This window comes from Desulfoprunum sp., from assembly GCF_053613775.1.
In genome coordinates this window covers 547,829-572,472 of sequence record NZ_JBSHXH010000004.1, presented here as the reverse complement: position 1 = coordinate 572,472, position 24,644 = coordinate 547,829, and the positions used below count along the sequence as shown (strand labels likewise).

The 24,644-nt window shown below is 58.4% G+C and carries 21 protein-coding genes; 9 read left to right on the top strand and 12 right to left on the bottom strand.

Features of this window, described 5'->3' with window-relative positions; all coding sequences use genetic code 11:
- Positions 1-32: 32 nt before the first annotated feature.
- On the bottom strand, positions 33-1,256 hold the full coding sequence (locus ACWGKN_RS06645; protein WP_035227617.1) for an LL-diaminopimelate aminotransferase: 1,224 nt from the start codon (positions 1,254-1,256) through the stop codon (positions 33-35).
- A gap of 205 nt (positions 1,257-1,461) precedes the next feature.
- Here ACWGKN_RS06645 and pepN point away from each other — a divergent pair, with 205 nt between their 5' ends.
- Entirely contained in the window at positions 1,462-4,104 is a 2,643-nt protein-coding gene (gene pepN, locus ACWGKN_RS06640; RefSeq protein WP_452094908.1) for an aminopeptidase N, read from the top strand.
- Positions 4,105-4,107: 3 nt separating this feature from the next.
- Here the strand turns inward: pepN and ACWGKN_RS06635 are convergent, their stop codons facing one another.
- The 5 genes from ACWGKN_RS06635 to ACWGKN_RS06615 all read right to left on the bottom strand — a co-directional run bounded on the left by ACWGKN_RS06635 (position 4,108) and on the right by ACWGKN_RS06615 (position 8,980).
- Positions 4,108-4,374 (bottom strand): hypothetical protein, encoded by a 267-nt coding sequence (locus tag ACWGKN_RS06635; RefSeq protein ID WP_035227619.1) that lies wholly within the window; start codon positions 4,372-4,374, stop codon positions 4,108-4,110.
- A 37-nt stretch (positions 4,375-4,411) separates the two neighbouring features.
- Positions 4,412-5,443 carry an NAD(P)/FAD-dependent oxidoreductase gene (locus ACWGKN_RS06630; protein ID WP_035227622.1) on the bottom strand — a complete coding sequence of 344 codons (1,032 nt, stop codon included), beginning with the start codon at positions 5,441-5,443 and terminating at the stop codon, positions 4,412-4,414.
- Positions 5,444-5,531: 88 nt separating this feature from the next.
- Entirely contained in the window at positions 5,532-6,293 is a 762-nt protein-coding gene (locus ACWGKN_RS06625) for a succinate dehydrogenase/fumarate reductase iron-sulfur subunit (RefSeq protein ID WP_424253431.1), read from the bottom strand.
- A 44-nt stretch (positions 6,294-6,337) separates the two neighbouring features.
- Complete coding sequence (locus ACWGKN_RS06620) at positions 6,338-8,266, bottom strand: fumarate reductase/succinate dehydrogenase flavoprotein subunit (protein WP_035227625.1); 1,929 nt, start codon at positions 8,264-8,266, stop codon at positions 6,338-6,340.
- A 66-nt stretch (positions 8,267-8,332) separates the two neighbouring features.
- Positions 8,333-8,980 carry a succinate dehydrogenase cytochrome b subunit gene (locus ACWGKN_RS06615; RefSeq protein ID WP_035227626.1) on the bottom strand — a complete coding sequence of 216 codons (648 nt, stop codon included), beginning with the start codon at positions 8,978-8,980 and terminating at the stop codon, positions 8,333-8,335.
- Positions 8,981-9,179: 199 nt separating this feature from the next.
- Here ACWGKN_RS06615 and ACWGKN_RS06610 point away from each other — a divergent pair, with 199 nt between their 5' ends.
- Positions 9,180-9,842: an HAD family hydrolase gene (locus ACWGKN_RS06610; protein ID WP_035227724.1), complete on the top strand. Its 663-nt coding sequence runs from the start codon at positions 9,180-9,182 to the stop codon at positions 9,840-9,842.
- Entirely contained in the window at positions 9,820-11,430 is a 1,611-nt protein-coding gene (locus tag ACWGKN_RS06605) for a DUF445 family protein (RefSeq protein WP_452094907.1), read from the top strand. The genes ACWGKN_RS06610 and ACWGKN_RS06605 overlap by 23 nt, the downstream gene beginning before the upstream one ends.
- Before the next feature lie 92 nt (positions 11,431-11,522).
- Here the strand turns inward: ACWGKN_RS06605 and ACWGKN_RS06600 are convergent, their stop codons facing one another.
- The 5 genes from ACWGKN_RS06600 to ACWGKN_RS06580 all read right to left on the bottom strand — a co-directional run bounded on the left by ACWGKN_RS06600 (position 11,523) and on the right by ACWGKN_RS06580 (position 15,853).
- Positions 11,523-12,263 (bottom strand): SagB/ThcOx family dehydrogenase, encoded by a 741-nt coding sequence (locus tag ACWGKN_RS06600; protein WP_424253438.1) that lies wholly within the window; start codon positions 12,261-12,263, stop codon positions 11,523-11,525.
- Complete coding sequence (gene rlmN, locus ACWGKN_RS06595) at positions 12,260-13,336, bottom strand: 23S rRNA (adenine(2503)-C(2))-methyltransferase RlmN (RefSeq protein WP_452095316.1); 1,077 nt, start codon at positions 13,334-13,336, stop codon at positions 12,260-12,262. The genes ACWGKN_RS06600 and rlmN overlap by 4 nt, the downstream gene beginning before the upstream one ends.
- A complete protein-coding gene (locus tag ACWGKN_RS06590; protein WP_452094906.1) occupies positions 13,333-14,202 on the bottom strand; it encodes a radical SAM protein in 870 nt (289 codons plus the stop codon). The genes rlmN and ACWGKN_RS06590 overlap by 4 nt, the downstream gene beginning before the upstream one ends.
- A gap of 14 nt (positions 14,203-14,216) precedes the next feature.
- Positions 14,217-15,302 (bottom strand): 3-phosphoserine/phosphohydroxythreonine transaminase, encoded by a 1,086-nt coding sequence (serC, locus tag ACWGKN_RS06585; protein WP_452094905.1) that lies wholly within the window; start codon positions 15,300-15,302, stop codon positions 14,217-14,219.
- A 68-nt stretch (positions 15,303-15,370) separates the two neighbouring features.
- Positions 15,371-15,853, bottom strand: a complete 483-nt coding sequence (locus ACWGKN_RS06580) for a tRNA (cytidine(34)-2'-O)-methyltransferase (protein ID WP_035227637.1) — start codon at positions 15,851-15,853, stop codon at positions 15,371-15,373.
- Positions 15,854-16,085: 232 nt separating this feature from the next.
- On the opposite strand from ACWGKN_RS06580, the gene ACWGKN_RS06575 reads away from it, so the two are divergent.
- From ACWGKN_RS06575 to miaB, 6 genes are all read left to right on the top strand, one after another.
- A complete protein-coding gene (locus tag ACWGKN_RS06575) occupies positions 16,086-16,493 on the top strand; it encodes a ComEA family DNA-binding protein (protein ID WP_424253445.1) in 408 nt (135 codons plus the stop codon).
- Positions 16,490-17,449, top strand: coding sequence for a tRNA (adenosine(37)-N6)-dimethylallyltransferase MiaA (gene miaA, locus ACWGKN_RS06570; RefSeq protein WP_035227639.1), 960 nt, complete (start codon positions 16,490-16,492; stop codon positions 17,447-17,449). The genes ACWGKN_RS06575 and miaA overlap by 4 nt, the downstream gene beginning before the upstream one ends.
- A 14-nt stretch (positions 17,450-17,463) precedes the next feature.
- Entirely contained in the window at positions 17,464-19,176 is a 1,713-nt protein-coding gene (gene recJ, locus ACWGKN_RS06565; protein ID WP_035227641.1) for a single-stranded-DNA-specific exonuclease RecJ, read from the top strand.
- Between the two features lie 261 nt (positions 19,177-19,437).
- Positions 19,438-20,883, top strand: coding sequence for an adenylosuccinate lyase (purB, locus tag ACWGKN_RS06560; protein ID WP_424253447.1), 1,446 nt, complete (start codon positions 19,438-19,440; stop codon positions 20,881-20,883).
- 5 nt (positions 20,884-20,888) lie between these two features.
- Positions 20,889-21,104: a DUF4911 domain-containing protein gene (locus ACWGKN_RS06555; RefSeq protein ID WP_035227647.1), complete on the top strand. Its 216-nt coding sequence runs from the start codon at positions 20,889-20,891 to the stop codon at positions 21,102-21,104.
- 25 nt (positions 21,105-21,129) lie between these two features.
- The gene (gene miaB / locus ACWGKN_RS06550; RefSeq protein ID WP_424253449.1) at positions 21,130-22,482 is read left to right on the top strand and encodes a tRNA (N6-isopentenyl adenosine(37)-C2)-methylthiotransferase MiaB; all 1,353 of its coding nucleotides are present in this window, start codon (positions 21,130-21,132) and stop codon (positions 22,480-22,482) included.
- Positions 22,483-22,580: 98 nt separating this feature from the next.
- Here the strand turns inward: miaB and ACWGKN_RS06545 are convergent, their stop codons facing one another.
- Positions 22,581-24,635, bottom strand: coding sequence for a DNA topoisomerase IV subunit A (locus ACWGKN_RS06545; protein ID WP_452094904.1), 2,055 nt, complete (start codon positions 24,633-24,635; stop codon positions 22,581-22,583).
- Positions 24,636-24,644 lie beyond the last annotated feature (9 nt).

Sequence of the window (24,644 nt, the reverse complement as noted above, 5' to 3'; positions counted from 1 at the left end):
CCCCATCGTCCTGCGCCCCGATCGGGAAGGTCTTACGACAGTGCGCCTTTGATCCTCTGCATCGCCTTTTCGACATTTTCATGGCTGTTGAAGGCGGAGATGCGGATGTAGCCGTTGCCACAGCGGCCAAAGCCGGCCCCCGGGGTACAGACGACCCCGGCCTTGTTCAGCAGCATGTCGAAAAAATCCCAGGAATCGCGGCCACCGTCGATCCAGACGTAGGGTGAGTTTTCGCCGCCGACGAACGAGAAGCCCAGGGCCTGCATTTCCCGGCGGACACTGGCGGCGTTGTGCAGATAATAGTCGGCCAGGGCCCTGGTCTGCGCCTTGCCCTCCTCGCTGTACACGGCCTCGGCTGCCCGCTGGACCGGATAGGACACGCCGTTGAATTTGGTGCAGTGACGGCGGTTCCACAAGGGGTGCAGGGGGTGTCGCCCCCCTTTGCCGTCGTAGGCCGTGCACTCCTTCGGGATCACCGTGTAGGCGCAGCGGGTGCCGGTAAAGCCTGCGCTCTTGCTGTAGCTCCTGAATTCGATCGCCACCTCCTTCGCCCCCTCGATCTCATAGATGGAATGGGGCAGGCTGTGGTCGCGGATAAAGATCTCGTAGGCGGCATCGAACAGGATCAGGGCCTTGTGCTCCCGGGCGTAATCGACCCAGGTCTTCAGCTCCGCCGTGCTGATGGTTGAACCGGTCGGGTTGTTGGGGAAACAGAGGTAGATCAGGTCGACCTTGTCCCGGGGGAGGGCGGGGACAAAGTTGTTCTCCCTGGTCGAGTCGAGATAGACGATGCCCTGGTAGCGGCCATCGACGTAACCGCCGGTCCGCCCGGCCATGACGTTGGTGTCGAGATAGACCGGATAGACCGGATCGGGGATGGCGATCTTGATATCCTGGCTGAACAGTTCCTGGATATTGCCGGTATCGCATTTGGCCCCGTCGCTGACGAAGATCTCGTCGGCCTGGATATCGGCCCCGCGGGCCTGGAAATCGTGTTTGGCGATGGCCTCCCGGAGGAAGGCATACCCCTGTTCAGGGCCATAGCCCCGGAAACTGGCCTCGGACGCCATCTCGTCGACCGCCCGGTGGAACGCGTCGATGCAGGCCCTGGGCAGGGGCCTGGTGACATCGCCGATCCCGAGTTTGATGATCTCGATATCAGGGTTCTTTTCCTGGAACGCCGCCACTCTCCTGGCGATATCGGAAAAGAGGTAGGAGGCCTGCAGTTTCAAATAGTGCTCGTTGATTGTAATCATTTGATACTTCTCATTTGGACAAGTGATACTATATTGAAATTGATTTCATTCAGGGGGCTTTGTATAAACTTTTTTGAATATAATGAAAAGCTGGTCACTGTCAACCATCAATGTCGGCCGGACAGCTATCCCTCGCCCATTGCCGGACCCGCTTCTCATCTGATCGATGATCACCATCCAACCATCTGCGCAAGGACGACAACGTATGAGTACCGCCGAACAACATACCACCAAATACCGGGAAGAGTACGCCGTTCCGGAATATCTGGTTGAAGAGATCCGCCTGACCTTCCAGCTGCATCCGGAATTTACCCTGGTCACCGCCGATACGATCTATGCCGTCAACCAGCAGAGCACCGATTGTACGGGGCGGCTGCTGCTCCATGGCGAGAACATGGAACTGGTCGAGGTTCGACTGGACGGCCGGAGACTGGAAGCGGGGGAATACGAGGTCAGCGACAAGGAGCTGACCCTTGTCCCGGGGAAAGATCGCTTCGAACTGCAGGTCGCAACCAGGATCGACCCGGTCGCCAACACCGCGCTCGAGGGCCTGTACTGTTCGAACGGCAACTACTGCACCCAGTGCGAGCCGGAGGGGTTCCGCCGCATCACCTATTATCCCGACCGCCCCGATGTCCTGGCCCGTTTCACCACCCGGATCGAGGCCGACCGCCAGACCTGCCCGGTGCTGCTGTCGAACGGCAACCTGGTCGAGTCGGGCGAGCTGGGCGACGACCGGCATTACGCCGTCTGGCGGGACCCGTTCCCCAAGCCCTGCTATCTCTTCGCCCTGGTTGCCGGCCGGCTGGTGTCGATCGACGATACCTTCACCACCCGCTCCGGCCGGGATATCGCCCTGCGGATCTTCGTCGAGGAGCGCAACCGCGACAAGTGCGATCATGCCATGCGTTCGCTGAAGAAGGCGATGAAATGGGACGAAGATGTCTATGGGCTGGAATACGATCTCGACATCTTCATGATCGTCGCCGTCGATGACTTCAACATGGGGGCGATGGAGAACAAGGGGCTCAACATCTTCAACTCGCGCTGCGTCCTCGCCTCGCCGGAATCGGCCACCGATCAGGATTTCGTCGGCATCGAAGGGGTGGTCGCCCACGAGTACTTCCATAACTGGACCGGCAACCGGGTGACCTGCCGCGACTGGTTTCAACTCAGTCTGAAGGAGGGGCTGACCGTCTTCCGCGACCAGGAGTTCTCTTCCGACATGAACTCGCGGGCGGTGCAGCGGATCGACGATGTCCAGCTCATCCGCAACTTCCAGTTCCGCGAGGATGCGGGGCCGATGGCCCATCCGGTGCGGCCCGATTCGTATGTCGAGATCAACAATTTCTATACGGTAACCGTCTACAACAAGGGGGCGGAGATCATCCGGATGATGCACACCCTCCTCGGCGCCGCCAGGTTCAGGAAGGGGATGGACCTCTATTTCGCCCGTCATGACGGTCAGGCGGTCACCTGCGATGACTTTGCCGCGGCGATGGCCGATGCCTCCGGGATCGATCTTCACCAGTTCAAGCGATGGTACAGCCAGGCGGGAACCCCGGTCGTCAAGGTCAGCGGTCAGTGGCTGGCCGACGAGCGGCGCTATATCCTCAGCATACGGCAGTCGTGCCCCGCCACCCCCGGCCAGGTCGGCAAGGAGCCGTTCCATATCCCCCTCGCCGTCGGCCTGCTCGACCGCCGGGGCCAGGACATGTTGAGCGGAGAACCCGACGGGACCCGGGTCCTCGAACTGCGCGACCGGGAACAGAGTTTCAGTTTTTCGGACATCGCCGAGAAACCGGTACTGTCCCTGCTGCGCGGTTTTTCCGCCCCGGTCAAGGTGGAACCGGACCAGACCAGGGAGGAACTGGCCTTCCTGCTCGCCCATGATACCGATCTCTTCAACCGCTGGCACGCCGCCAGCAAGCTGTCCGAAATCGTGATCATGGAGACGGTGGCGCGGCTGCAGGCAAACGAGCAGCCGACGCTCGATCCGGCCTTTGTCGCGGCGGTGAGGATGAACCTGCAGCGGCCGGCGAGCGATAAGGCCCTGCTCGCCCTGGCCCTGCAGCTCCCGGCCGAGTCCTACCTGGCCCAGCAGATGGATACGGTCGATCCCGACAATCTCCATCTCGGCCGCGAGTTTGTCGGATCGCAGCTGGCGTCGCTTCTGGCCGACGAGTTCCGGCGAATCTACGACACCAACGAGGACAGGGGGGAATACCGGATCACCCCCGAGGCGATGGGCCAAAGGAGTCTGAAGAACGTCGCCCTCGCCTACCTGCTGGCCCGGGTACCGACCGATGAGGAGAGCTACGCCCTGTGCTGCCGCCAGTACGCCGAGGCCGGCAACATGACCGATGCGATTGCCGCCCTGTCCTGCATCACCCGGATCGAGGGCCGGCAGCGGCAGGAGATCCTTCACCATTTTTACACCAAGTGGCAGGCCGACCCGCTGGTGCTCGACAAGTGGTTCACCCTCCAGGCCGTCTCGCCGCTTGCGGACACCCTCGCCGAGGTCACCCGGCTGCTGGCTAACCCATCATTTTCAATGAAGAATCCCAACAAGGTGCGGGCGTTGATCGGCGCCTTCTGCTCCGGCAACCACTACCGCTTCCATGACATCTCGGGGGCCGGCTACACCTTCCTGGCCGACCGGATCATCGAGCTCAATGCGACCAATCCCCAGATCGCGGCCCGGATGCTGTCGCCCCTGACGGCCTGGAAGCGCTACGATCCGGTGCGGCAGGACCTGATCCGCAACCAGCTGGAACGGCTCCTCGCAGTCAACGATCTCTCCGGCGATGTCTACGAGATCGCCAAGAAGAGCCTGCAGGCCGGCTGAGGCTTAGAGCTGCCGTTTGTGACAGAACAGGCAGCGATAGGGGGGGGGGTGGTCCGGCGGGAGCGGGATCCGGCCCTGCGGTCCGTGGCATTCACCGCATTGTTTCTCGGCCTCCTTCTTGCTCATGCCCGACTGGAACTGGCGATGGGTGTCATCCATCGGCAACCGGGAGGTGGTCTCATCCGGGGCCTTCAGCAGAAAGAGGAGGATGGCGGCGCAGACCAGGAGAAAGAGGATATTGAGGACGATGGTTTTCGCAGAGAGTTTCATGGGGCGTTCTCCGGGCTTTTCGGATTTCCGGGACAGGCTAATGCGACATCTCGAGTTTGGTAAAATTGACAAGACCCAGACGCAGGGCCAGCGCGGCAGTCTCGGCGACGAGCGCCGTCAGCAGCCGGTTCCTGCCCGTCAGCAGGACTGTACGCTTGTGCAGGTTGTGGATCCGGATCAGCCGGTGCAGATCCGAAAGGTCACTCCCCCGATGAAGGATGTAGCGGGCTATCGCCTCACCGGAGACGATGGCCGGGAAGATTCCTTCACCGGTAAGGCCCGAGGCCAGGCCGGCGGCATCACCGGCGAGGAAGACCGTGCCGAAGTTCCAGCCGCGATAGTCGAAGTTGACGAATTCGGCGCGCTGCCTGGTGCCGTCGAGGGCGATGCCCCGGCCGGCGGCCCAGGTCCGCAGCCCGCGGTGCAGATCGCCGGCCTTCATCACCGCCGCATCGACATAGGCGCCGACCGAGGTCGTGTCGCGGTGGGGAAAAATCCAGCCGTAGCCGTTGCCGAACAATGACGGGGCGAGATGCCATTCCATTTCTGCGAACGGGCGGGGGACCTGGTAGTTGATGCCGATGCCGAGGTGCTCGGTCGGAACGCGCAGATGCCGCCGGACCAGCGAGGCCGACCCGTCCGCGCCGACCAGGCAGCGGAAACGGGCGTGTTGTTCTCTGCCGGTGGGCCGGGTGGTGAAGATCACCCTGCCGTCGTCGATCCGCTTGACCTGTGCCGACGCGACGATTTCCGCCCCTGCCGCAGCTGCCTCCGCTGCCATATGGCGGCCCAGTTTTTCCCGGTTGACCGTGGCGATGATCGGATCGGCCGAAGACAGACGGATCTTCTGCAGCGGGGTGAAAATGTACTGCCGGTGAAAGCGGTTTTCCTCGAGGCAGCCGGGGATCCGGTTGATCAAGCCGCTCCAGGTAATGCCGCCGGCGCAGACCTTCGGCCCCGGATGCGGTTTTCTTTCGAGGACCAGGACCTTCAGACCGCCGCGGGCAAGAATCCTGGCGCAGGCGAGCCCGGCCGGTCCCGCCCCGACGATGACGACATCATGGAACATGGAGATTTTTCAGCGATGGAAAACGGATCGGGGTGCCGGTCCATCAGGGCGATGGCAGTGCCGGCACTTTATCCAGAGAAGGGTAAGTTTAGCCTTCTAAAAGACTGGCGGCAAGAAATTCCCGATTGAGACGGGCGATATTGCGGATGGAGATGCCTTTCGGACAAACGGCCTCGCATTCCCTGGCGTTGGTGCAGTTGCCGAACCCCTCCCGGTCCATCGTCTCGACCATCGCCAGGGCCCGCTGCCGCCGTTCCGGCTGGCCCTGGGGAAGGAGGCAGAGCTGGGAGATCTTGGCGCTGGTGAACAGCATCGCCGCCCCGTTCGGGCAACTGGCGACACAGGCCCCGCAGCCGATGCAGGCCGCGGCGTCCATCGCCAGTTCGGCGGTCGCCGACGGGATGGGGATCGCATTGGCATCCGGGGTGCCGCCGGTGTTGACCGAGACGTAGCCGCCGGACTGAATGATGCGGTCGAAGGCGGAGCGGTCGACCATCAGGTCCTTGCGGATCGGAAAGGCGCGGGAGCGGAACGGCTCGATAACCAGGGTGTCGCCGGAGCGGAAGTTGCGCATATGCAGCTGACAGAGGGTAGTTTCCCGCTCCGGCCCATGGGCGATACCGTTGACGACCGCCCCGCACATGCCGCAGATCCCTTCCCGGCAGTCATGATCGAAGACCACCGGCTCCTTTCCGTCCCTGGTCAGCTGCTCGTTGAGGACATCGAGCATCTCGAGAAACGACATGTCGGTATTGATCCCGCTGATGGGGTAGGTCTCGAGATGACCGAGGGAATCGTTATTCTTCTGGCGCCAGATCTGCAATGTGAGGTCAATGCTGCTCATCGTCATATACCGTGGAGATGGTTGTCGTAAAGGGCGGCCGGCGATCCGGTTTATTTGTAGCTGCGCTGGCTCGGGGTGACGTTGTCGAAGACCAGCGGCTCCTTGTGCATGACGGGCGGCTCGCCTTCCCCCTGGTACTCCCAGACCGAAACGTGGGAATAGCTGGCATCGTCGCGTTTCGCCTCGTTTTCCGCGGTCTGGCTTTCCTCCCGCAGGTGACAGCCGCACGATTCCTCCCGGGCCAGGGCATCGCGGATCATGATCTCGGCGAACTCGAGGAAATCGGCGACCCGGCCGGCCCGTTCGAGGGACTGGTTGATATCGGTGGCATTGCCGGGGATGTAGACATCGTTCCAGAATTGGTCGCGTATCGCGGGAAGCTGTTCCAGGGCCGCCTCGAGACCGGCCTTGTTCCGCGCCATGCCGCAGTTGTCCCACAGCAGCCGACCGAGGTGCTTGTGGACCTCGTCGACGGTGACCTTGCCGGCCGGCCCCCGCATGCTGTTGCGCAGCAGCCGGTGGAGCCGGTCGGCGACATTCTTCCTTGATTCGTCGAAGGCCGGGGCGGTAGCGGCCACGGGTTGGAGCGACGAGGCGCCGATATATCCGGCGATCGAGGTGGCGATGATGAAATAGCCGTCGGCCAGCCCCTGCATCAGGGCGCTGGCCCCGAGTCGGTTGGCGCCGTGGTCGGAGAAGTTGCACTCGCCGAGGGCGAACAGGCCGGGAATGGTGGTCATCAGGTCATAATCGACCCACAGCCCGCCCATCGTGTAGTGCACCGCCGGATAGATCATCATCGGCTCGTTGAGCGGATTGGCGGCGGTGATCTTCTCGTACATCTGGAACAGGTTGCCGTATTTTTTCAGAATCGTGGCCTCGCCGTCGCGCCTGATGGCCTCGGCGAAATCGAGATAGACGGCCAGGCCGGTGCTGCCGACCCCCTTGCCGGCGTCGCACTGCTCCTTGGCGTTGCGCGAGGCGACATCGCGGGGGACGAGGTTGCCGAAACTGGGGTATTTCTTTTCGAGATAGTAGTCGCGCTCGGCCTCCGCGATCGCCGCCGGCGGCCGCCGGTCGCCTTGCTGAACCGGGACCCAGACCCGGCCGTCGTTGCGCAGGCTCTCGCTCATCAGCGTCAGCTTCGACTGGTAGTCGCCGTGGACGGGGATGCAGGTGGGGTGGATCTGGACAAAGCAGGGATTGGCGAAGCCCGCCCCATGTTTGCAGGCCCGCCAGGCGGCGGTGACATTGGAGGCCATGGCGTTGGTCGATAGAAAATAGACGTTGCCGTAGCCGCCGGTGGCGAGGACCACGGCGTCGGCGGCATGACTCTCCAACTCGCCGTTCATCAGATTGCGGACTGTTATGCCGCGGGCCCGGCCGTCGATGACGACGAGATCCATCATCTCGCGGCGGTTGAACATCGTCACCTTGCCGCTGTGGATCTGCCGCGACAGGGCGCCGTAGGCCCCGAGCAGCAGCTGCTGACCGGTCTGGCCCCGGGCGTAGAAGGTCCTCGACACCTGGGCCCCGCCGAAGGAACGGTTGGCGAGGGTGCCGCCGTATTCACGGGCGAAGGGCACCCCCTGGGCCACGCACTGGTCGATGATGTTGCCGCTGACCTGGGCCAGGCGGTAGACGTTGGCCTCGCGGGCCCGGAAGTCCCCGCCCTTGATCGTGTCGTAGAACAGCCGCAACACCGAATCGCCGTCGTTCTGGTAGTTCTTGGCGGCGTTGATGCCGCCCTGGGCGGCGATCGAATGGGCCCGGCGCGGACTGTCCTGGATACAGAAGGTCTTGACGTTGTAGCCCTGTTCGGCCAGGGTGGCCGAGGCCGATGCCCCGGCCAGGCCGGTGCCGACGACAATGATCGTGAACTTGCGGCGATTCGCCGGGTTGACCAGTTTGCTGGCAAAGCGGTGGTTATCCCATTTTTGCGCCAGATCTCCGGCAGGAATGCGGGCATCGAGTTTCATCGTCTGATCCTATTTCACCAGTTTTGCGGCGGCGGGCGCCGGGGGAGATTTGCAACCGTGCTTCTGTTAGAACGAAGCGCCTGCACCGGACATGAAGTACAGGGGGATCCCTCCGAAGAGCAGGAGGAAAAAAGCGGGAATAATATAGGTCAACCGGGCTATCAGGGTGTTGTATCGCGGATGATTGAGGCCGAAGGTCTGCAGCATGCTCCAGAAGCCGTGGCTCAGGTGGATGGCCAGAATGGCGAAGGAGATGAGGTAGAACATCCCGTGGAAAATGCCGCTGAGGGTGGACTTGACGGTCACGCTGATCGGGATCTCCCTGGGGGAAAAGGTGAATCCGAAGACATGGACCAGGACGAACAACAGGATGAGAAGACCGGTATACGGCATGGTGTTGGCCGCAAACGCGTTCCTGGCCTGTTTTTTGTCAACCGCATAGCGCGAAGGGGTGACGAGACGGTTCTCGAAGAAGAGGTAGAGTCCGAGGGCGATATGGATGATGAAGAGAAACAACACGATGGTGCTGAAGACGAGGACGATCAGGGGATGGCTGTGCAGCTCGTCGGCATAGCTCTGAAAGACCTCGCTGCCCATGTAGATCGTGGCATTGCCGGCAGCGTGGGAGCAGAGAAAGAGCAGCAGCAGCAGCCCCGTCGATCCCATTATCAGTTTTTTGCCAATTGATGACGATACAAACCTGACAAACCACATAGCGCACCTCTACGGGAAAAGACCTGATTGAATTGCCACGCTGACCTTTTTAATTGTATAGGATCGATTTAAAAAATAAAGGACTATTTCCGAAGTTTTCCGTTATATTGGAGCAGTTTCGCATATGGGAAACACCAGAGAAAATGAACTGTCCCGGCTCGGGTGCCCGGGAATTTCCATCAAATGGGGAGATATTTCCATGTTGTATCGAACCGCAGTCTTCGACCTTGACGGCACGCTGGTCGACTCCCTGCAGGATCTGGCCGAGACCGCCAACGAGATGCTGGCCGCTGCCGGCTATCCGCAGCATCCCGTCGAGGCCTACCGGTATTTTGTCGGCGACGGCATGGCGACCCTGATCCGCAGGATTGTCCCGCCGGCCCTTTCGGAAGATGCGTGTGCGCGTTGCCTTGCCGAGTTCACTCAGGCCTACGCCGCCAGATGGCAGAGAAACAGTTGCCCTTATCCTGGAATCCATGCTATGTTGTCCAGCCTGCAAAATGCCGGTCTGAAACTCGCCGTACTGTCCAACAAGCCCCATGAATTCACCCGGGAGTTTATTCGCTATTTCTTTCCGGCGCAGAAATTCGATGCCGTCTTCGGTCAGCGTCCCGGGGTCGAGAAAAAACCCAGTCCCGCCGGAGCCCTGGAAATCGCCGCGCTGCTCCACGTTGAGCCTGCCGAATGCCTGTATATCGGTGATACCGCCGTCGACATGCAGACCGGCAAGTCGGCCGGGATGCTTACCATCGGGGTTCTGTGGGGATTCCGTGATCGTCGCGAACTGCAGGAACACCATGCTGACCTGATCGTCAGCCATCCACTGGAGATTGTCGAACATGCCCTTTCCTGCCGCTGCTGATTTCCCCCCCTACCTCCAATACATTGCGCCGCCGCTGCTGGGGGCCTTCATCGGCTATATCACCAATAAGGTCGCCATCAAGATGCTGTTCAGGCCGCTCAGGCCTTGGCGCATTCTCGGCATCCGGGTGCCGATGACCCCCGGCGTCATTCCGGCGAAGCGGCAGGAACTCGCCGTAAACATGGGGGAGATGGTCGGCGACCATCTCCTGACCAGCAGGGAGATCGGTCATGCCCTGACCCAGCCGTCCTTCCAGCACCATCTCCAGACCCTGATCGAGGAACGTGTCGGCAACCTGCTGCGCCGCGATCTCGGTCCCATTGCGTCGATCGTCCCGCCAAAATTCGGTGTGTATTTCGATATCGCCGTCAAGACCATCAGATTCCAGGTCAAGGATCACATCCATGCCTTCATCCAATCGCCGGAGTTCGCCGCCAGGGTGGCCGCTTCGCTCGACCGGCGGATGGAGCACTTTCTTGCCCGCGATATCGGGGAGGTGTTGACGGGGAAGGAGCGTGAAACGACCTATCGGTTCGTCGAGGATACCATTGCCAGGATGCTGTCGGGCTCGGCGATGGAGAGGTGGCTCGAGGAGTTCCTGCAGCACAAGATCTACGGGATCATCAGCCAGGACAAGATCCTGCGGGATGTCCTGCCGCTGCCGCTGCAGGAGACGATGGTCACACTGATCAGACAGGAAACCCCGGGACTGCTGCTCCGCCTTTCAACCATGCTGCAGGATCCGGAAATTCGCGACCGGGTGGTCCAGGGGGCGAGGACCGGGGTGGAAAGCTTCATCGCCTCCCTGGGGCCGATGGCGGCCATGGCCCGCGGCTTCCTGAAGATGGACACGGTGGAGCAGAAGATCCGTGATTACCTCATCGACAAGGAAGACGATATCGCCGCCTGGCTCCAGAGTGAGGACGTGCGCACCCGGGTGGCCGAGGTCCTGGCCGGTCGTTGCCAGGCGCTGTTCGACCAGCCGGTCCGCTCCCTCGTCCCCCTGGAGGACGATGGCAGGATCGAACGGTTCTGCCATGGTCTGACCGAACGGATGATGCCCCTGCTGCGGGAAAAGGATATCCACGTCGCCCTGTCATCGATGCTGAAGACCAATATCGAGACCGCAATCGACGGCGGCCAGCTCTCGATCCGGGGGGCGATTGTCGATTTCGTCGGCCAATCGGGGCTTGAGGCCGGAAAGGCGTGGATCAGGGAAGAGGGGACGGCCCTGCTGCGCCGCAAGGAAACCCTGGCCACCCTCGATTCGATGATCGAGACGATGCTCACCGCCCTCCTCAACCGACCGATCGGCAAACTCTCGAGCCTGTTGCCGGTCGATGTGCGGGACGGGATCTGCAACTCGATCCGGACCATGCTTTCCGACATGCTGGAGCTGGAGGTTCCGGGGCTGGTCGATTCGCTCAATATCAGGCAGATAGTCGCCGACAAGGTCAACTCCCTCGACCTGCTGCGCCTGGAACGCCTGCTGCTCTCGATCATGGAGGAACAGTTCAAGTATATCAATCTGTTCGGCGCTATCCTGGGCTTTCTGATCGGTTGTATCAATCTCGTTGTCACCCTCTGATGGACAAGAGAGGAATCGGGGCGTGAATGCGGGCGGGGAGGGCAGCCGACCTTCCGGCGACCATTGCTGCGGATCGGCCCCGCAACGTGAGACTATTTCCTGCCGATACTGGCGGCGTACAGCAACCGCTCGTTACGGTCGTCGATCCCGATCAGGCGATTGGCCTCCTGATCGTAAAAGGCGGCTATCGGACAGCCGCCGCACCCGATCGCTTCCGCCGCCAGCAGCAGGTTCTGGCAGATATGACCGGCATCGAGAAAGAGGTAGCGGAAGCCGCGTTCCCCGTATTTGGCCATGGAGCGCCTGAAGATCGCCGTCCAGAATAAGGTCAGGTTGGCCTCGGCGATGAAGTCCTGATTGAGGCAGACCCGGGCGGCATCCTTGCCGCGCACCTCGGGGCCAAGCCGTTCCAGCTGAAACCGCTCGGCATCGAAATGATAGAGGCCGGAGCTCAGGTCGGCCACTTTTTCGATCACCAGGTAGGTCTCGATCGGATACAGGGCCCCGGCCGACGGTGCGGTCCGCAGCAGATGCCCGCCCATCCTCGCGGTGATCCCCTGCGAGGCCCATAACAGAAACGAAACTTCGTTCAAATTCAGCTGATTGGATGCATGATAGCGGCGCAGCGAGCGCCGGTTCTGGAGCAGCGGTTGCAACCGGGTCTCCTGCAGCGACCAGTCCAGCGGCAGTTCGATCTTGGCCGCCTGCGGATAGCTTGTATGCGCTGCCGTTTCGGCGATCTGCAACCGGCGGCGATGCCTGATGGTCGCCCTGTCGTGGCTGCTTTTCTCCAGATATTCCCAGGCACGGGTATCGTACAGTTCTGGCATCATTCGCTCCTTTGGTTCGGGTTGCGCTCACCGGCAAGCTGTCCGCAGGCGGCGAGGATATCGGCACCACGACTGCTGCGGATGAAAACCGAATAATGGGCATCCATGAGGATCTTCTGGAAGGCCAGGATCTTTTCCATCGGGGAACTGCGATAGGGGAGGTCGGGACAATTGTTGTACGGCAGGAGGTTGATCTTGCACGGGATGAGGCGCAACCGCCGCGCCAGCTCGCGGGCCTCGGCGGGGGAATCGTTGACGCCGTCGAGCATCAGGTATTCAAACATGATCCGACGCCGTTTCGGCATCGGATAGGTCCGGCAGGCCTCGAACAGGGCATCCAGGGGATGGATCCGGTTCACCGGCATCAGCCTGTTCCGGGTCTCGTCATCGACGGCATGGAGCGACACCGCCAGGTTGGCGGTGGAACGGCGGCCGAGCTCGTGCATCTTCGGCACGATGCCGCAGGTCGAGACGGTGATGCGTCGGCCGGTCAGGTCGAGCCCCTTCTGTTCGGTCAGGATGGAGAGGGAGGTCAGGACATTTTCGAGGTTGTTGAGCGGTTCACCCATTCCCATGTACACCAGGTTGGTCACCGCCCGGGGACCGATCAGGGTTTCCTCCGGTTCGGCGAGCAGATAATCGCGGGCGGCGCAGACCTGGTTGACGATTTCGGCCGGGGCAAGATTCCTGATGATTCCCATGGTCCCGGTCAGGCAGAAGGCGCAGTGCATCGCGCAGCCGACCTGGGAGGAGATGCAGAGGGTGTTGCGGTCCGGCTCGGGGATCAGCACCGACTCGATGATGTTGCCGTCGTGAAGGCGGAAACCGAACTTCGCCGTGCCGTCCATCGCCTTTTCGACAATCGGGTCGTCGAACCGCGAGATATAGGCATGTTCGGCGAGGATCCGCCGAAAATCCTTGGCGAGATCGGTCATCTCCTCGATGCGGGTGATCCCCGGGCGATAGATCCACGGCATCATCTGCCGGCCGCGAAAGGCCGGTTGACCGAGCTCCTCGACAAACGTGATCAGCCCCTGCTGGTCGAAATTGCGCAGATCGGTTCGCATTTCCATTATAACGCCCTCATGTTGTCGGGGACCAGCGGGGTATGCCCGGCCAGGGCGAGTTCGATGGCCGCGAGGATCCTGTGCTTGTCCTTGCTCAACACCCCTTCGATCGGGAGGTAGTTGGAGGCGTGGTTGGCATGGAACATCGACCGCGATAATTCCAGCCCGGCGACCAGGGTCCGCAGCTCCCTGAGGATCCCCAGCTGATCGGGAAGTCGGAACAGGCCGCTTTGGTATTGACGGCCGATCAGCGTATTCGGCAGCGGCATCAGGGTGAGGGCGGCGACCTGGCGCGGCGCCATGCGGTTGAGGACGGCGGCGGACTGACGGGCATGGATCTCCGACAGCTCGATACCGCCCAGGCCCAGCAAGATGGTGGCGGAGAGGAACAGACCGCTGTCGTTGACCCGCTGCGCCGCCTCGATCATGGTGGCGGCAGTCTCCCCCTTGTGGATGCGCTCGAGCACCTCGTCACAGCCGCTCTCGAGCCCCATGTAGATCCGGTCCAGTCCCTGGCCCTTCAGCACGGCGAGGTCGGCGACGGTTTTGGAGCGGATGGAGCGGGCGTTGCCGTAGAGGGAGATTTTTTTCACCCACGGCAGAGACGCGCGGATCCTGCCGAGCAGCGCCGACAGACGGTGTTGTGGCAGGATGAGGACATCGCCGTCGGCGAGGAAGACGCGATTCTGGCGCCGGCAGTGTTGGGACGCAAAACGGAGATCGTCGTCGATCTCCTCATCGGTCTTGACCCTGAACCGTTTGTCCTTGAAGGCCCCGCAGAATGTGCACTTGTTGTAGGAACATCCGACCGTCACCTGGAGGATGATCGAAAAGGCCTCGCTGGGCGGCCGGATGACTGTTCCTTCATAGTGCATCAGCGGCAGATGGGTCAGGCCGGGTTGGCGAGTTCGAATTGGCGCATGAACTCGACCAGTTTGACCACCCCTTCACGCGGGAAGGCGTTGTAGATCGAGGCCCGGCAGCCGCCGACGGAACGATGGCCTTTGAGGCCGTTCAGCCCGATGGCGGTGGCCTCGGCGATGAATTTGGCCTCGAGCTCCGGGGTGGCGAGGTTGAAGGTGACATTCATCAGCGACCGGGATGCCGGTTCGGCATGGCCGCGATAGTAGCCGCTCTCGTCGATTTTGGCGTAGAGCAGGGCCGCCTTCTCGCGGTTGATCTTCTCGATCGCCGCAACGCCGCCAAGCTTCTTCAGCCACTTCAACACCAGGCCGACGACATAGACCGCAAAGCAGGGCGGGGTATTGAACATCGACCCTTTTTCCGCATGGGTCTTGTAGTTCAGCATGGTCGGGGTGGTGGCCGGGGCGCGATCGAGCAGGTCTTCCCTGATGACGACGATGGTGACGCCGGCCGGTCCGAGGTTCTTCTGGGCGCCGGCGAAGATCAGGCCGAAGCGGCTGACATCGAATTGCCGGGAGAGAATGTCCGAGGACATATCGCTGACCAGTATTGTGTCGACCACCGGAAATTCCGGAAATGCGGTGCCATAGATGGTATTGTTGGAGACAAGGTAGAGGTATTCCGACTCGGCGCTGACCGTATACTCATCCGGCGTCGGCACCCGGACGAACTTGATCTCCTCGCTCGAATAGGCGACCTCGACCTCGCCGAACAGTTTGGCCTCTTTGATGGCCTTCTTCGACCAGGTCCCGGTATTGAGATAGGTGGCCTTCTTGCCGGGACCGAGAAGATTCATCGGCACCATGAAAAACTGGCTCGAGGCACCGCCCTGGAGGAACAGCACCTTGTAGTTATCAGGAATTCCCATCAGTTCACGCAGCAGGGCCTCGGCCTCATCCATGACCGCGATAAACTGTTTCGAGCGATGACTCACCTCGATAAGCCCCATGCCCAGGCCCTGGAAGTTGACGACATCGCGGGAGGCCTGTTCCAGCACCTCATAAGGAAGGACGGCAGGACCGGGACTGAAATTAAAAACACGCTCGACCATGAATATATCTCCTTTGTAAAATAATGATGAATGGGGATGATGTTGCACTGCAGACGGAAACAGGGTACTCAGAGACACTCCCCGTGCAGGCCGATCTGGCGGATTGCCTCATATAAGACGATGCCGGCGGTCATTGCAAGGTTGAGGCTGCGAATATTCGTGTTTTTCATCGGAACGGTATAACAACGGTCATAGTACAACGAGAGAATTTCCTCCGGCAGTCCTTTGGTCTCCCTGCCGAATATCAGACAGTCTCCGGGCTGGAATGAGGCCTCAATATACGATCTTTTCACCTTGGTCGTAAAGAAAAAGAGTTGGCGCTCATCCTGGGCCCGGAGAAACGCGTCGAGGTTTTCCCAATGGACGATGTCGACATGTTCCCAATAATCGAGACCGGCCCGCTTGAGATGTTTGTCGGAGGTGGAAAATCCCAGTGGGTGCACCAGGTGGAGGACGGAGTCGGTGGCCCCGCACAGGCGGGCGATCGACCCGGTATTGGGCGGGATTTCCGGCTCGACGAGCACGATGTGAAAGCGATCCTGTTGGTGCATGTTCTTCCCTGGCAGCTGGCGAGACGTTATTTCGTAAGGCACAGGAGCTATACTGAATGCCGACCATGAAAACAAGGGAAATCTGGCCTGCGCCGGGCGGTCCGGCTCACGATGGCCTTGCATTTTGATCCCCTGAGACTACATTCACGATTGAAGCGGCAAATCGAATCCTGTTTCCCGAAGTCAAAAATCAATACATCCAATGTCAGCACCTGGTCCCGACAGACGCATCATGATGCTTTTGGTATTTGCGGCGCTGCTGCATATCACCTTGTCCGGCAGGACCATGTTGCCGGAACATCGGGCCAATGAAACCGCCCCGGTGGCGCAGCAATTGCAATGGGATGGCGGGGGCCTTGCGCTCTGCAGCAGTGGGGCTTGCCCGGATCCGACCGGCTTTGAACAAATCCGGCCGGATCTGGCGCCTTTTTTCTTCCACCCGATCCCCATCAATCGTGCCGACGCCAGACTGCTGGAGACCGTCGACGGGATCGGCCCGCACCTGGCCTCGGAGATCGTCCGGGTCCGTCAGGATGGGGTTGTATTCCATAGCGGGGAGGACCTGCTCCAGGTTCCCGGTATCGGCACCAAGCGGGCCCGTCAACTCGAACCGCAATTTTCCTTCGCTGCCCCCCGATGAGTGCCATTCCGCAGTCAATGCCGCCGGTGCTTGTCCTTGTCGGTCCGACGGCGATCGGCAAGACGGCCCTTTCGCTGGAGATCGCGGAGCGATTTGATTGCGAGATCGTCAGTGTCGATTCGATGCAGGTCTACAGATATATGGACATCGGTACGGCCAAGGCCGGTATCGCCGAGCGGTCCAGGGTGCCGCATCATCTGATCGACATCATCGATCCCGACGAGCGGTACGATGCGGCCAGATTTGTCAGCGATGCCACCGCTGCCATCTTCGCCATCCACCGGCGCAACAAACTGCCGCTGCTGACCGGCGGCACCGGATTGTACCTCAAGGCCCTGGTCGACGGCATCTTCGAGTGCATGCCGGTCGATCACCGGATCCGGGCGAGACTGCAGGAAAGATTGGCCACCGAAGGGGCGGCACAACTGCACCGGGAGCTTACCGCCTGCGACCCTCCCTCGGCGGCACGGATCCATGTCAACGATAGTCAGCGCCTGCTCCGGGCCCTGGAGATCTATCAGTGCACCGGTATTTCGTGGTCGTCGCACCTGCAGGAACACAGAGGCAGGTCAGCCCCGGCGGCCTGGGGCGACATGCTGCAGATCGGCCTCACCTGCGATCGGCAGACGCTGTATGACCGGATCAACGCACGCTGCCGCCGGATGATCGCCGATGGCCTGGAGCAGGAGGTGCGGGGGCTGCTGGCGCGCGGATATCGCAAGGAGCTGCCTTCCCTCCAGTCTATCGGCTACAGGCACATTATCAACTATATCGATAAAACGTGGACATTGGCACAAACATTAATGTATTTATCGAGAGACACGAGGCGATATGCCAAGCGGCAGTATACCTGGTTCAACGGTATGCGTCAGTTGGAGTGGCACACTGTTGCCGCTTCCACACCGATCATCGAGCGTATTGCCTCCTGGCGCGATCAACTTCCCTGCATGCCGTAAATTCCTGAGCGCCGATGGCCGGAAAAAAATCCATTCGCTACGAAGACATCCCTGAAGCCCTGGTAAAAATCCTGGAGAGAAGGGGACTCACAGGCAAAAAGGAGGTCGAAGGTTTTTTCTATCCCCACCTTGGCGACCTTCCTTCTCCCTTTCTGATGAAGGGGATGCGGGAAGCAGTCGATTGCATCGCCGCCGCCCTCGCCAGCAACCGCAATATCGTCCTGTGGGGCGATTACGATGTCGACGGGACGACCGGCATCGCCCTGTTGATCTCATTCTTCCGCAGCATCGGCAAGGATGTCCATTGGCATGTCCCCGATCGTGTGTCGGAAGGATATGGGTTGAATATTGAACATCTGCGGAAGATTGGAGAAAAAATCGACGATTTCAGCTATCTGTTGATCACAATCGATTGCGGAATATCGAATTGCAGCGAAATTGTCGCCCTGCAGCAATGGGGGGCGACGGCGATCGTAACGGACCATCACCAGATAGCGGCCGACGGCCTGCCGCCTTGCATTATCATCAACCCCAACCAACCAGACTGCGGTTTCTTCGGCGAGCACCTCGCCGGCGTCGGTCTCGCCTTCTATCTTGCGGCAGGATTGCGATCCACGCTGCGAGAGCGGGGCTGGTTCCAGCAGCAGACCGAGCCGAATCTCAAGGATTTGCTCTCGTTTGCCGCGTTGGGATCGATAGCGGACATGGTCCCGCTGCGGAAAACGAACCGGGTTCTGGTTCGAGCCGGGCTTGAGGTTCTTGAGAAAACCGAGCTTCCAGGTTTGCGATCACTTCTTGCGACCTCGGGAATAGCCGACGGCAAAATATTTGCCGATGATGTCGGATTTCAGCTCGGGCCCAAGATCAATGCGGCGGGTAGAATGGCGCACGCAGATCTTGCCGTTCAGCTCCTTATCTGCAGGGGGGAATCTGAGGCAACAAAAATGGCGAGGAAATTGGAGAGATTAAATAACCTGAGGAAGAAAACATGCGACGATGACCTAGAAAAAGCTTTAACTTTGATCGATCAATTTGAAGTTCAGTCAAGGCGCTGTTGCATCGTCCATGGCGCTTTTCATCATGGCATTCTCGGCATCCTGGCATCACGGTTGATGGAACTGCTCAAGACCCCGGTTATTGTTCTTTCGGCGATTGATAATGGCAGGGGCAATTCGAAGATCTTGAAAGGATCCTGTCGAAGTACTGAACATATTGATATTACATATGTTTTACATGCATGCCAGGACTTCCTGGAGTCTTACGGAGGTCACAGGGCTGCCGCCGGAATGTCCCTGCAGGAAGGCAACCTGCAGGAATTCAAAAATAAATTTTCTTCGGTGGTGAAGTCGTTACCAGTTGAAAAATCGCTGCCCGGATTGATACCCGAAGCCGAAATTTCAATCCAGGAGATCTTCAATCCTGGCTATCTCAATATCCTCTTGCTGTGTGAACCGTTCGGCCAGGGAAATGATCGACCAGTTTTTGTCGACAAAAAGGCAACCATTGTGGAAGTGCAACAGGTCGGCAGCAAAAAGGAACATCTGCAGATTTCCTTCCGGGCCAATGGGAGGCCATGCAAGGGAATCGGTTTTCATCTTGGCGACAAGATCAAGGTCGCCAGAGAGGGCAGGGAGTGTGAAGTGGTGTATTCGCTTGCCCCGAACAGATTCAACGGCAATCTGCAATGGCAGGTGCTGGTCCTCGATTTAAAAAACTCAAGCAGCTGAGAGCAGGTGCTAAATGACACGATGATTATAATTTGTTATGTAAATACAAAGTATTATCTTGCTATACATAATATACATTATGCGACATTTAAAATTAACTGAATATCGGTGGGAGGTTTTGCTTTGGCAGGAAAAATGGTATAAGGCATACTCTTCAAAGATACCTATTTTGCAATGCCATTGCATATCACATGAAGAACGATATATCAGCGAGATAGCAATCAAACATAATCTATTTGGCCATATCCGGAGGAGTTGTATATGAACAGAGATGTCTATCAGGAGCCCCTGGTCAGCAGATATACCAGCAAGGCGATGCAGCAGCTCTTCTCTGAGAAAAAGAAGTTCACTACCTGGCGTAAATGCTGGCTCGCCTTGGCGGAATCCCAATATGAATTCGGTCTGACGGATATCATCACTGCCGAAATGCTCGACGAAATGCGGGCCAATTGCGAAAACATCGATTACGAGATCGCCGCGGCCAAGGAACGAGAGATACGCCACGACGTCATGGCGCATGTGTACGAGTTCGGACTCAAATGCCCCAAGGCCAGCGGCATTATCCACCTTGGCGCCACGTCTCAATTTGTTGTCTGCAATACCGACCTGATCATCCAGCGGGAGGCGTTTGCGCTCATCAAGAGCGCCCTGCTCCAGGCGATCAAAAATCTTGCCGATTTTGCTTATAAATACCGACAATTACCGACTCTTGGCTACACCCACTACCAACCGGCTCAGCCTGTCACCATCGGCAAGCGAATTACTCTGTATATCCAGGATCTGATCATGGATCTTGATTATATAGAGATGTTTCTGTCACAATTGAAGGCCCGGGGGGCAAAAGGTACCGTCGGCACCCAGGCAACCTTCCTTGATCTGTTCAAGGGAGATCACGAGAAAGTTCGACTCATGGATCAGAGAGTTGCCGAAAAGCTTGGATTCAGCGAAACATTTGCTGTGACCAGTCAGACCTATACCCGCAAATTGGACATGAAGATGGCGGAGACGCTGGCCGGGATCGGGGCGTCGGCCCATAAATTCGCCGTCGACCTCCGCCTCCTCTCCAATCTCAAGGTCCTGGAGGAGCCGTTTGAAAAGAATCAGACAGGTTCCTCGGCCATGGCCTACAAGAGAAACCCGATGCGTGCGGAACGGATGACCGGCCTGGCCCGAAAGCTGATGGGGTTGGTCCCGAATTTCGCGGCAACCTTCAGCAATCAGTGGTTTGAACGGACCCTCGACGATTCGGCGATCCGCAGAATGGATATACCCCAGTGTTTTCTGCTGACTGACGCAATACTCAAGCTGTATATGAATATAACCTCGGATATGGTTGTATTTCCGAAACAAGCCAGTCGTCATATCCTGGCCGAGCTTCCGTTTATGGCCACTGAGAAAATCTTGATGGAGGCAGTGAATCGAGGCATGAGCCGACAGGATATCCATGAGATCGTCAAGGAACATGCCGTTGCTGCCGGAAGAGCCGTCAAGGAGCAAGGCGAGGACAACGACTTGATGCGGCGGTTGGCCGACGACGATCGGGTGCCATTTTCTTTTGACGAACTCGAAGAGATCATCGGCGATCAGAGCGGCTTTGTCGGGCGGGCTCCCGAACAGACCGAGGAATATCTCAAGGAAACGGTTTACCCTCTTCTGGACCGATACGAGGGGCAATTCGGAACACAGGATTCAATAATTACCGTATAGCGATAATGCAAAACCTGAAGAAAATGGAACGGTTCTTTCTGCGGATTTCTGAAGAGAAGTTTCATTTGTTGAAAAGCATTCTCGAGGGCTACGACAATATGGGGGTTCTCTCGAGTTGGCCCGAGAAGCACGGAGTGATTGTTATTCGATTCGCGCCAGGTTGCAAAAGAGAGATCTTGGAATTACTTGGAAGCCTCTCGAAAATCTTGAAAAAACATTAATTATGGTCAATATCTGTTTAATATAATGTTAAAAAATGTATTTATAAAGACATTCGGCTGTCAAATGAACGAGCGTGATTCGGAGATCATGGGCCAGATTCTCTCAAGCCATGGTTATGTTGAGTGCAATGACATGGAATCCGCCGACCTGGTCATCCTCAATACGTGCACGATTCGAGCCAAAGCGGAACAGAAAGTGATGAGCCTGCTCGGCGCCTTAAGGAAGATCAAAACCCAGAGGCCAGGGATGAAGATCTGTGTCGCCGGCTGTGTCGCCCAGCAGGAGGGCGATCATCTCATACAACGCATGCCCCATGTCGATCTGGTCCTGGGGACTCAGAATATCTATGATCTGGGGACATATATTGCCCGTACTACCGAGACCGGTCGGCCGGTGATTGCCACCGGCATGAGCAAGGCCTTCCAGATTCCGGCTTTTCTTCCCACTGACCGGGAGGCTATCGGCTCGACAGGTGATCTGCACCCCTTCAGGCGTTTTGTCACGATCATGCAGGGATGTGATAATTACTGCTCATACTGTGTGGTGCCGTACACCAGGGGGCGGGAGATTTCCCGCAGTGCGCAGGATATTGTTGCGGAAGTCAGAAAGTTCGTCGATCAGGGGGTGAAAGAGATCACCCTGCTTGGCCAGAACGTCAATTCCTATGGCCGGAAGCCGAACGGAACCGCCCGCCCCTGCTCTTTTCCTGAACTTCTTCATCAAGTTGCTGAAATCAGGGGGTTGCATCGGCTGCGCTTCACCACCTCGCATCCTAAGGATCTGTCCAATGAACTGATTGGATGTTTCCGCGATATCGCCATACTTTGCCCGCAGTTTCATCTTCCCGTCCAGTCCGGTTCAGACGCGGTGTTGAAGAGGATGAACAGGCATTATACGGTCGCCGATTATCTCGAAAGGGTCGAAGCCCTGTTTGCCTGCCGCCCCGATCTCGCCTTGACCACAGATATTATTGTTGGATTTCCGGGAGAAACCGATGAGGATTTTGCCTTGACCATGGACTTGCTGGAGCGTGTCCGCTTTCACGGATCATTTTCCTTCAAGTATTCGGATCGTCCCGGTGTCCGATCATGCAATTTCGATGGAAAAATCAGTGAACAGGTGAAATCTGAACGTCTCGCCATCTTCCAGAGAAGACAGGATGAAATCAGTCTGGAGCGTAACGGCGCCTACGTGGGATCACGCCAGGAAATAATGATCGAAAGCACCGGTGACAGTGGCTTCCAGGGCAGGACCGGGACCAACCACATTGTCCATGTCGACCAGCACACGGATCTCGGCCCCGGTGATCCGTTAGAGGTCGAGATTTACCATGCGGGGCAGCATTCCCTTAAGGGAAGATTTCATCCAAAACATTAAGTGATGATCATAATATATTGATCTATTGGATAAATATTCTGAATCGAATGACGATTCGTTGCCGCCTCTCTGTCGGGCAATGGATCGATCACAGCGAATCAGATGAGATCCTCCCCATCGCCGTCGGCCATCGACCCATCGTCCGTCTGGTCACCGTCCTCGGGTGGCTCGATGACGAATCCGGGCAGTGTGGGCATCTGCCTTTTCTCTGCATTGAGCCGCAGATCAGGCGCCCCTTCGACAACCTTCCTGACAATTCGGTTTGATATCCTCTTTCCCTTGGCGAGGGGGTTTTTGACGAGATAATCATCAAAAAGGACATTGAGGACGTTGCTCTTCGCCCGTGAAGACGGCATCAGGCTGACGTGGGCACTCCTGCCCTCGCCAAAAGTCAGCAGCAGGATTTTTGATCGTTTGTGCTCGGGAAATATCCGGTATTCTTTCTCTAAAATAAAACTTGGAGTTTTGAATCGTTTCGCATAAACAATGTTTTCCTGTCCATCCCTATACAATACATTAAAGACGAGATCCTTCTCGACCTTGCCGAACCATTCGAGTTCCGGGCCGACAAAGAGTTTGTCCGTCACCGGAATGACCTTGTACACGCCGTTGCTGAATAAGAGGAGCAGTCGATCGTATTCGGAACAGGCGATGGCCTGCTCCTGGGCTTCATCTTCGTTCTTGATCTGGTGGCCCATGAAGCCGGATTCACGGTTGTAGCTGACCAGCAGATTGGCGGGCGCCACCTTGCGTACACTCACCTCGGAGAAGGCGCGGATTTCGGTATTGCGGGGGTAGAGGGGGCCATATTTCTCAAGCAGCCGGTCGAGATAGGAGATCGTATACCCCACCGTATCCTTGAGGCTTTTCTCGATCGATGCGATTTCCTTGCGAATGTCCCGGATCTCTTTGTGCTGCCGATTGATGTCGTAACGCGAGATCCGCTTGATCCGGATCTCCAGCAGTTTCTCGATATCTTCCCTGGTTACCGCCCGCACCAGTTCGCCGGCGAACGGCACCAGAGATTTTTCCACAGATTTTATTACCGCCGCATAGCTCGTCTCTTCTTCGATATCCTTGTAGAGACGTTCCTCGATGAAGATCTGCTCGAGCAGCCGGGCATGCAGTTTCTCCTGCAGCCGCCCCAGGTCGATCTCCAATTCCCGGGTCAGGTCGACCTGGAGCTTTGCCGTGTTGTACCTGAGGACATCGCTGACGGTCGAGGTTTCCGGGTTATTGCCGCGGATCAGCGTCAGATTGGGTGAAATCGGGATCTCACAGTCGGTGAAGGCGTACAGCGCCTTGATGGTGTCCTTGGCATAGACACCGCGCGCCAGCTTGATCTCAATCTCCACGTTTTCGGCGGTATAGTCGTTGATCGAGACAATCTTGATCTTGCCGGCCTTGGCCGCCCGTTCGATCGAGTCGGTCAACGACTGGGTGGTCGTCGAGTACGGGATGTCCCGGATGACGATGGTCTTGTCGTTGACTTCTTCGATTTTCGCCCGGCAGCGGACCCGGCCATTGCCGTCCTCGTAGTCGGTGACATCGATGAATCCCTTCTGCTGGAAGTCGGGATAGACAACGAAATCCTCGTTGCGGAGGATCTTTTTCTGGGCCTCGAGCAATTCACAGAAATTGTGCGGCAGGATCTTGGTCGCCATACCGACGGCGATGCCATCGGATCCCTGAAGCAGCAGGAGCGGTATTTTGGCCGGCAGGGTCACCGGTTCGACCGTTCTCCCGTCGTAGGAATCGATAAATTCGGTGAGATCTTTGTTGAACAGGACCTCTTTGGCGAGCGGCGACAACCGGCATTCGATATACCGGGCCGCCGAGGCCTGGTCGCCGGTGTAGATGTTGCCGAAATTCCCCTGGCGGTCAATGAGATAGCCCTTGTTGGCAAGGTTGACCAGGGCGGCGAAGATCGAGGCGTCGCCGTGCGGGTGCAGCTTCATCGTCTCGCCGACGACGTTGGCGACCTTGTGGTAGCGGCCGTCCTCCATATTGATCAGGGTCTGGAGGAGGCGGCGCTGCACCGGCTTCAGCCCGTCCTCGATCGAGGGGATCGCCCTTTCCCTGATCACATACGAGGTGTATTCAAGAAAATTGAATTCGAAGAGCTTCTGCAGTTTTCCCGGACTGAATTCCATGGCTTAAGT

What these genes read in the sequence shown, in the direction of transcription:
- ACWGKN_RS06580 (WP_035227637.1), bottom strand. Translation starts at nt 15,853, where the DNA reads ATGCACCAACAGGATCGCTTTCACATCGTGCTCGTCGAGCCGGAAATC.
- ACWGKN_RS06625 (WP_424253431.1), bottom strand. Translation starts at nt 6,293, where the DNA reads ATGACGATGAGCAGCATTGACCTCACATTGCAGATCTGGCGCCAGAAG.
- ACWGKN_RS06575 (WP_424253445.1), top strand. Translation starts at nt 16,086, where the DNA reads ATGATGCTTTTGGTATTTGCGGCGCTGCTGCATATCACCTTGTCCGGC.
- ACWGKN_RS06630 (WP_035227622.1), bottom strand. Translation starts at nt 5,443, where the DNA reads ATGTTCCATGATGTCGTCATCGTCGGGGCGGGACCGGCCGGGCTCGCC.
- serC (WP_452094905.1), bottom strand. Translation starts at nt 15,302, where the DNA reads ATGGTCGAGCGTGTTTTTAATTTCAGTCCCGGTCCTGCCGTCCTTCCT.
- pepN (WP_452094908.1), top strand. Translation starts at nt 1,462, where the DNA reads ATGAGTACCGCCGAACAACATACCACCAAATACCGGGAAGAGTACGCC.
- ACWGKN_RS06635 (WP_035227619.1), bottom strand. Translation starts at nt 4,374, where the DNA reads ATGAAACTCTCTGCGAAAACCATCGTCCTCAATATCCTCTTTCTCCTG.
- ACWGKN_RS06610 (WP_035227724.1), top strand. Translation starts at nt 9,180, where the DNA reads ATGTTGTATCGAACCGCAGTCTTCGACCTTGACGGCACGCTGGTCGAC.
- ACWGKN_RS06545 (WP_452094904.1), bottom strand. Translation starts at nt 24,635, where the DNA reads ATGGAATTCAGTCCGGGAAAACTGCAGAAGCTCTTCGAATTCAATTTT.
- purB (WP_424253447.1), top strand. Translation starts at nt 19,438, where the DNA reads ATGAACAGAGATGTCTATCAGGAGCCCCTGGTCAGCAGATATACCAGC.
- ACWGKN_RS06615 (WP_035227626.1), bottom strand. Translation starts at nt 8,980, where the DNA reads ATGTGGTTTGTCAGGTTTGTATCGTCATCAATTGGCAAAAAACTGATA.
- ACWGKN_RS06555 (WP_035227647.1), top strand. Translation starts at nt 20,889, where the DNA reads ATGCAAAACCTGAAGAAAATGGAACGGTTCTTTCTGCGGATTTCTGAA.
- miaA (WP_035227639.1), top strand. Translation starts at nt 16,490, where the DNA reads ATGAGTGCCATTCCGCAGTCAATGCCGCCGGTGCTTGTCCTTGTCGGT.
- ACWGKN_RS06600 (WP_424253438.1), bottom strand. Translation starts at nt 12,263, where the DNA reads ATGATGCCAGAACTGTACGATACCCGTGCCTGGGAATATCTGGAGAAA.
- ACWGKN_RS06605 (WP_452094907.1), top strand. Translation starts at nt 9,820, where the DNA reads ATGCCCTTTCCTGCCGCTGCTGATTTCCCCCCCTACCTCCAATACATT.
- miaB (WP_424253449.1), top strand. Translation starts at nt 21,130, where the DNA reads ATGTTAAAAAATGTATTTATAAAGACATTCGGCTGTCAAATGAACGAG.
- ACWGKN_RS06620 (WP_035227625.1), bottom strand. Translation starts at nt 8,266, where the DNA reads ATGAAACTCGATGCCCGCATTCCTGCCGGAGATCTGGCGCAAAAATGG.
- recJ (WP_035227641.1), top strand. Translation starts at nt 17,464, where the DNA reads ATGGCCGGAAAAAAATCCATTCGCTACGAAGACATCCCTGAAGCCCTG.
- ACWGKN_RS06645 (WP_035227617.1), bottom strand. Translation starts at nt 1,256, where the DNA reads ATGATTACAATCAACGAGCACTATTTGAAACTGCAGGCCTCCTACCTC.
- ACWGKN_RS06590 (WP_452094906.1), bottom strand. Translation starts at nt 14,202, where the DNA reads ATGCACTATGAAGGAACAGTCATCCGGCCGCCCAGCGAGGCCTTTTCG.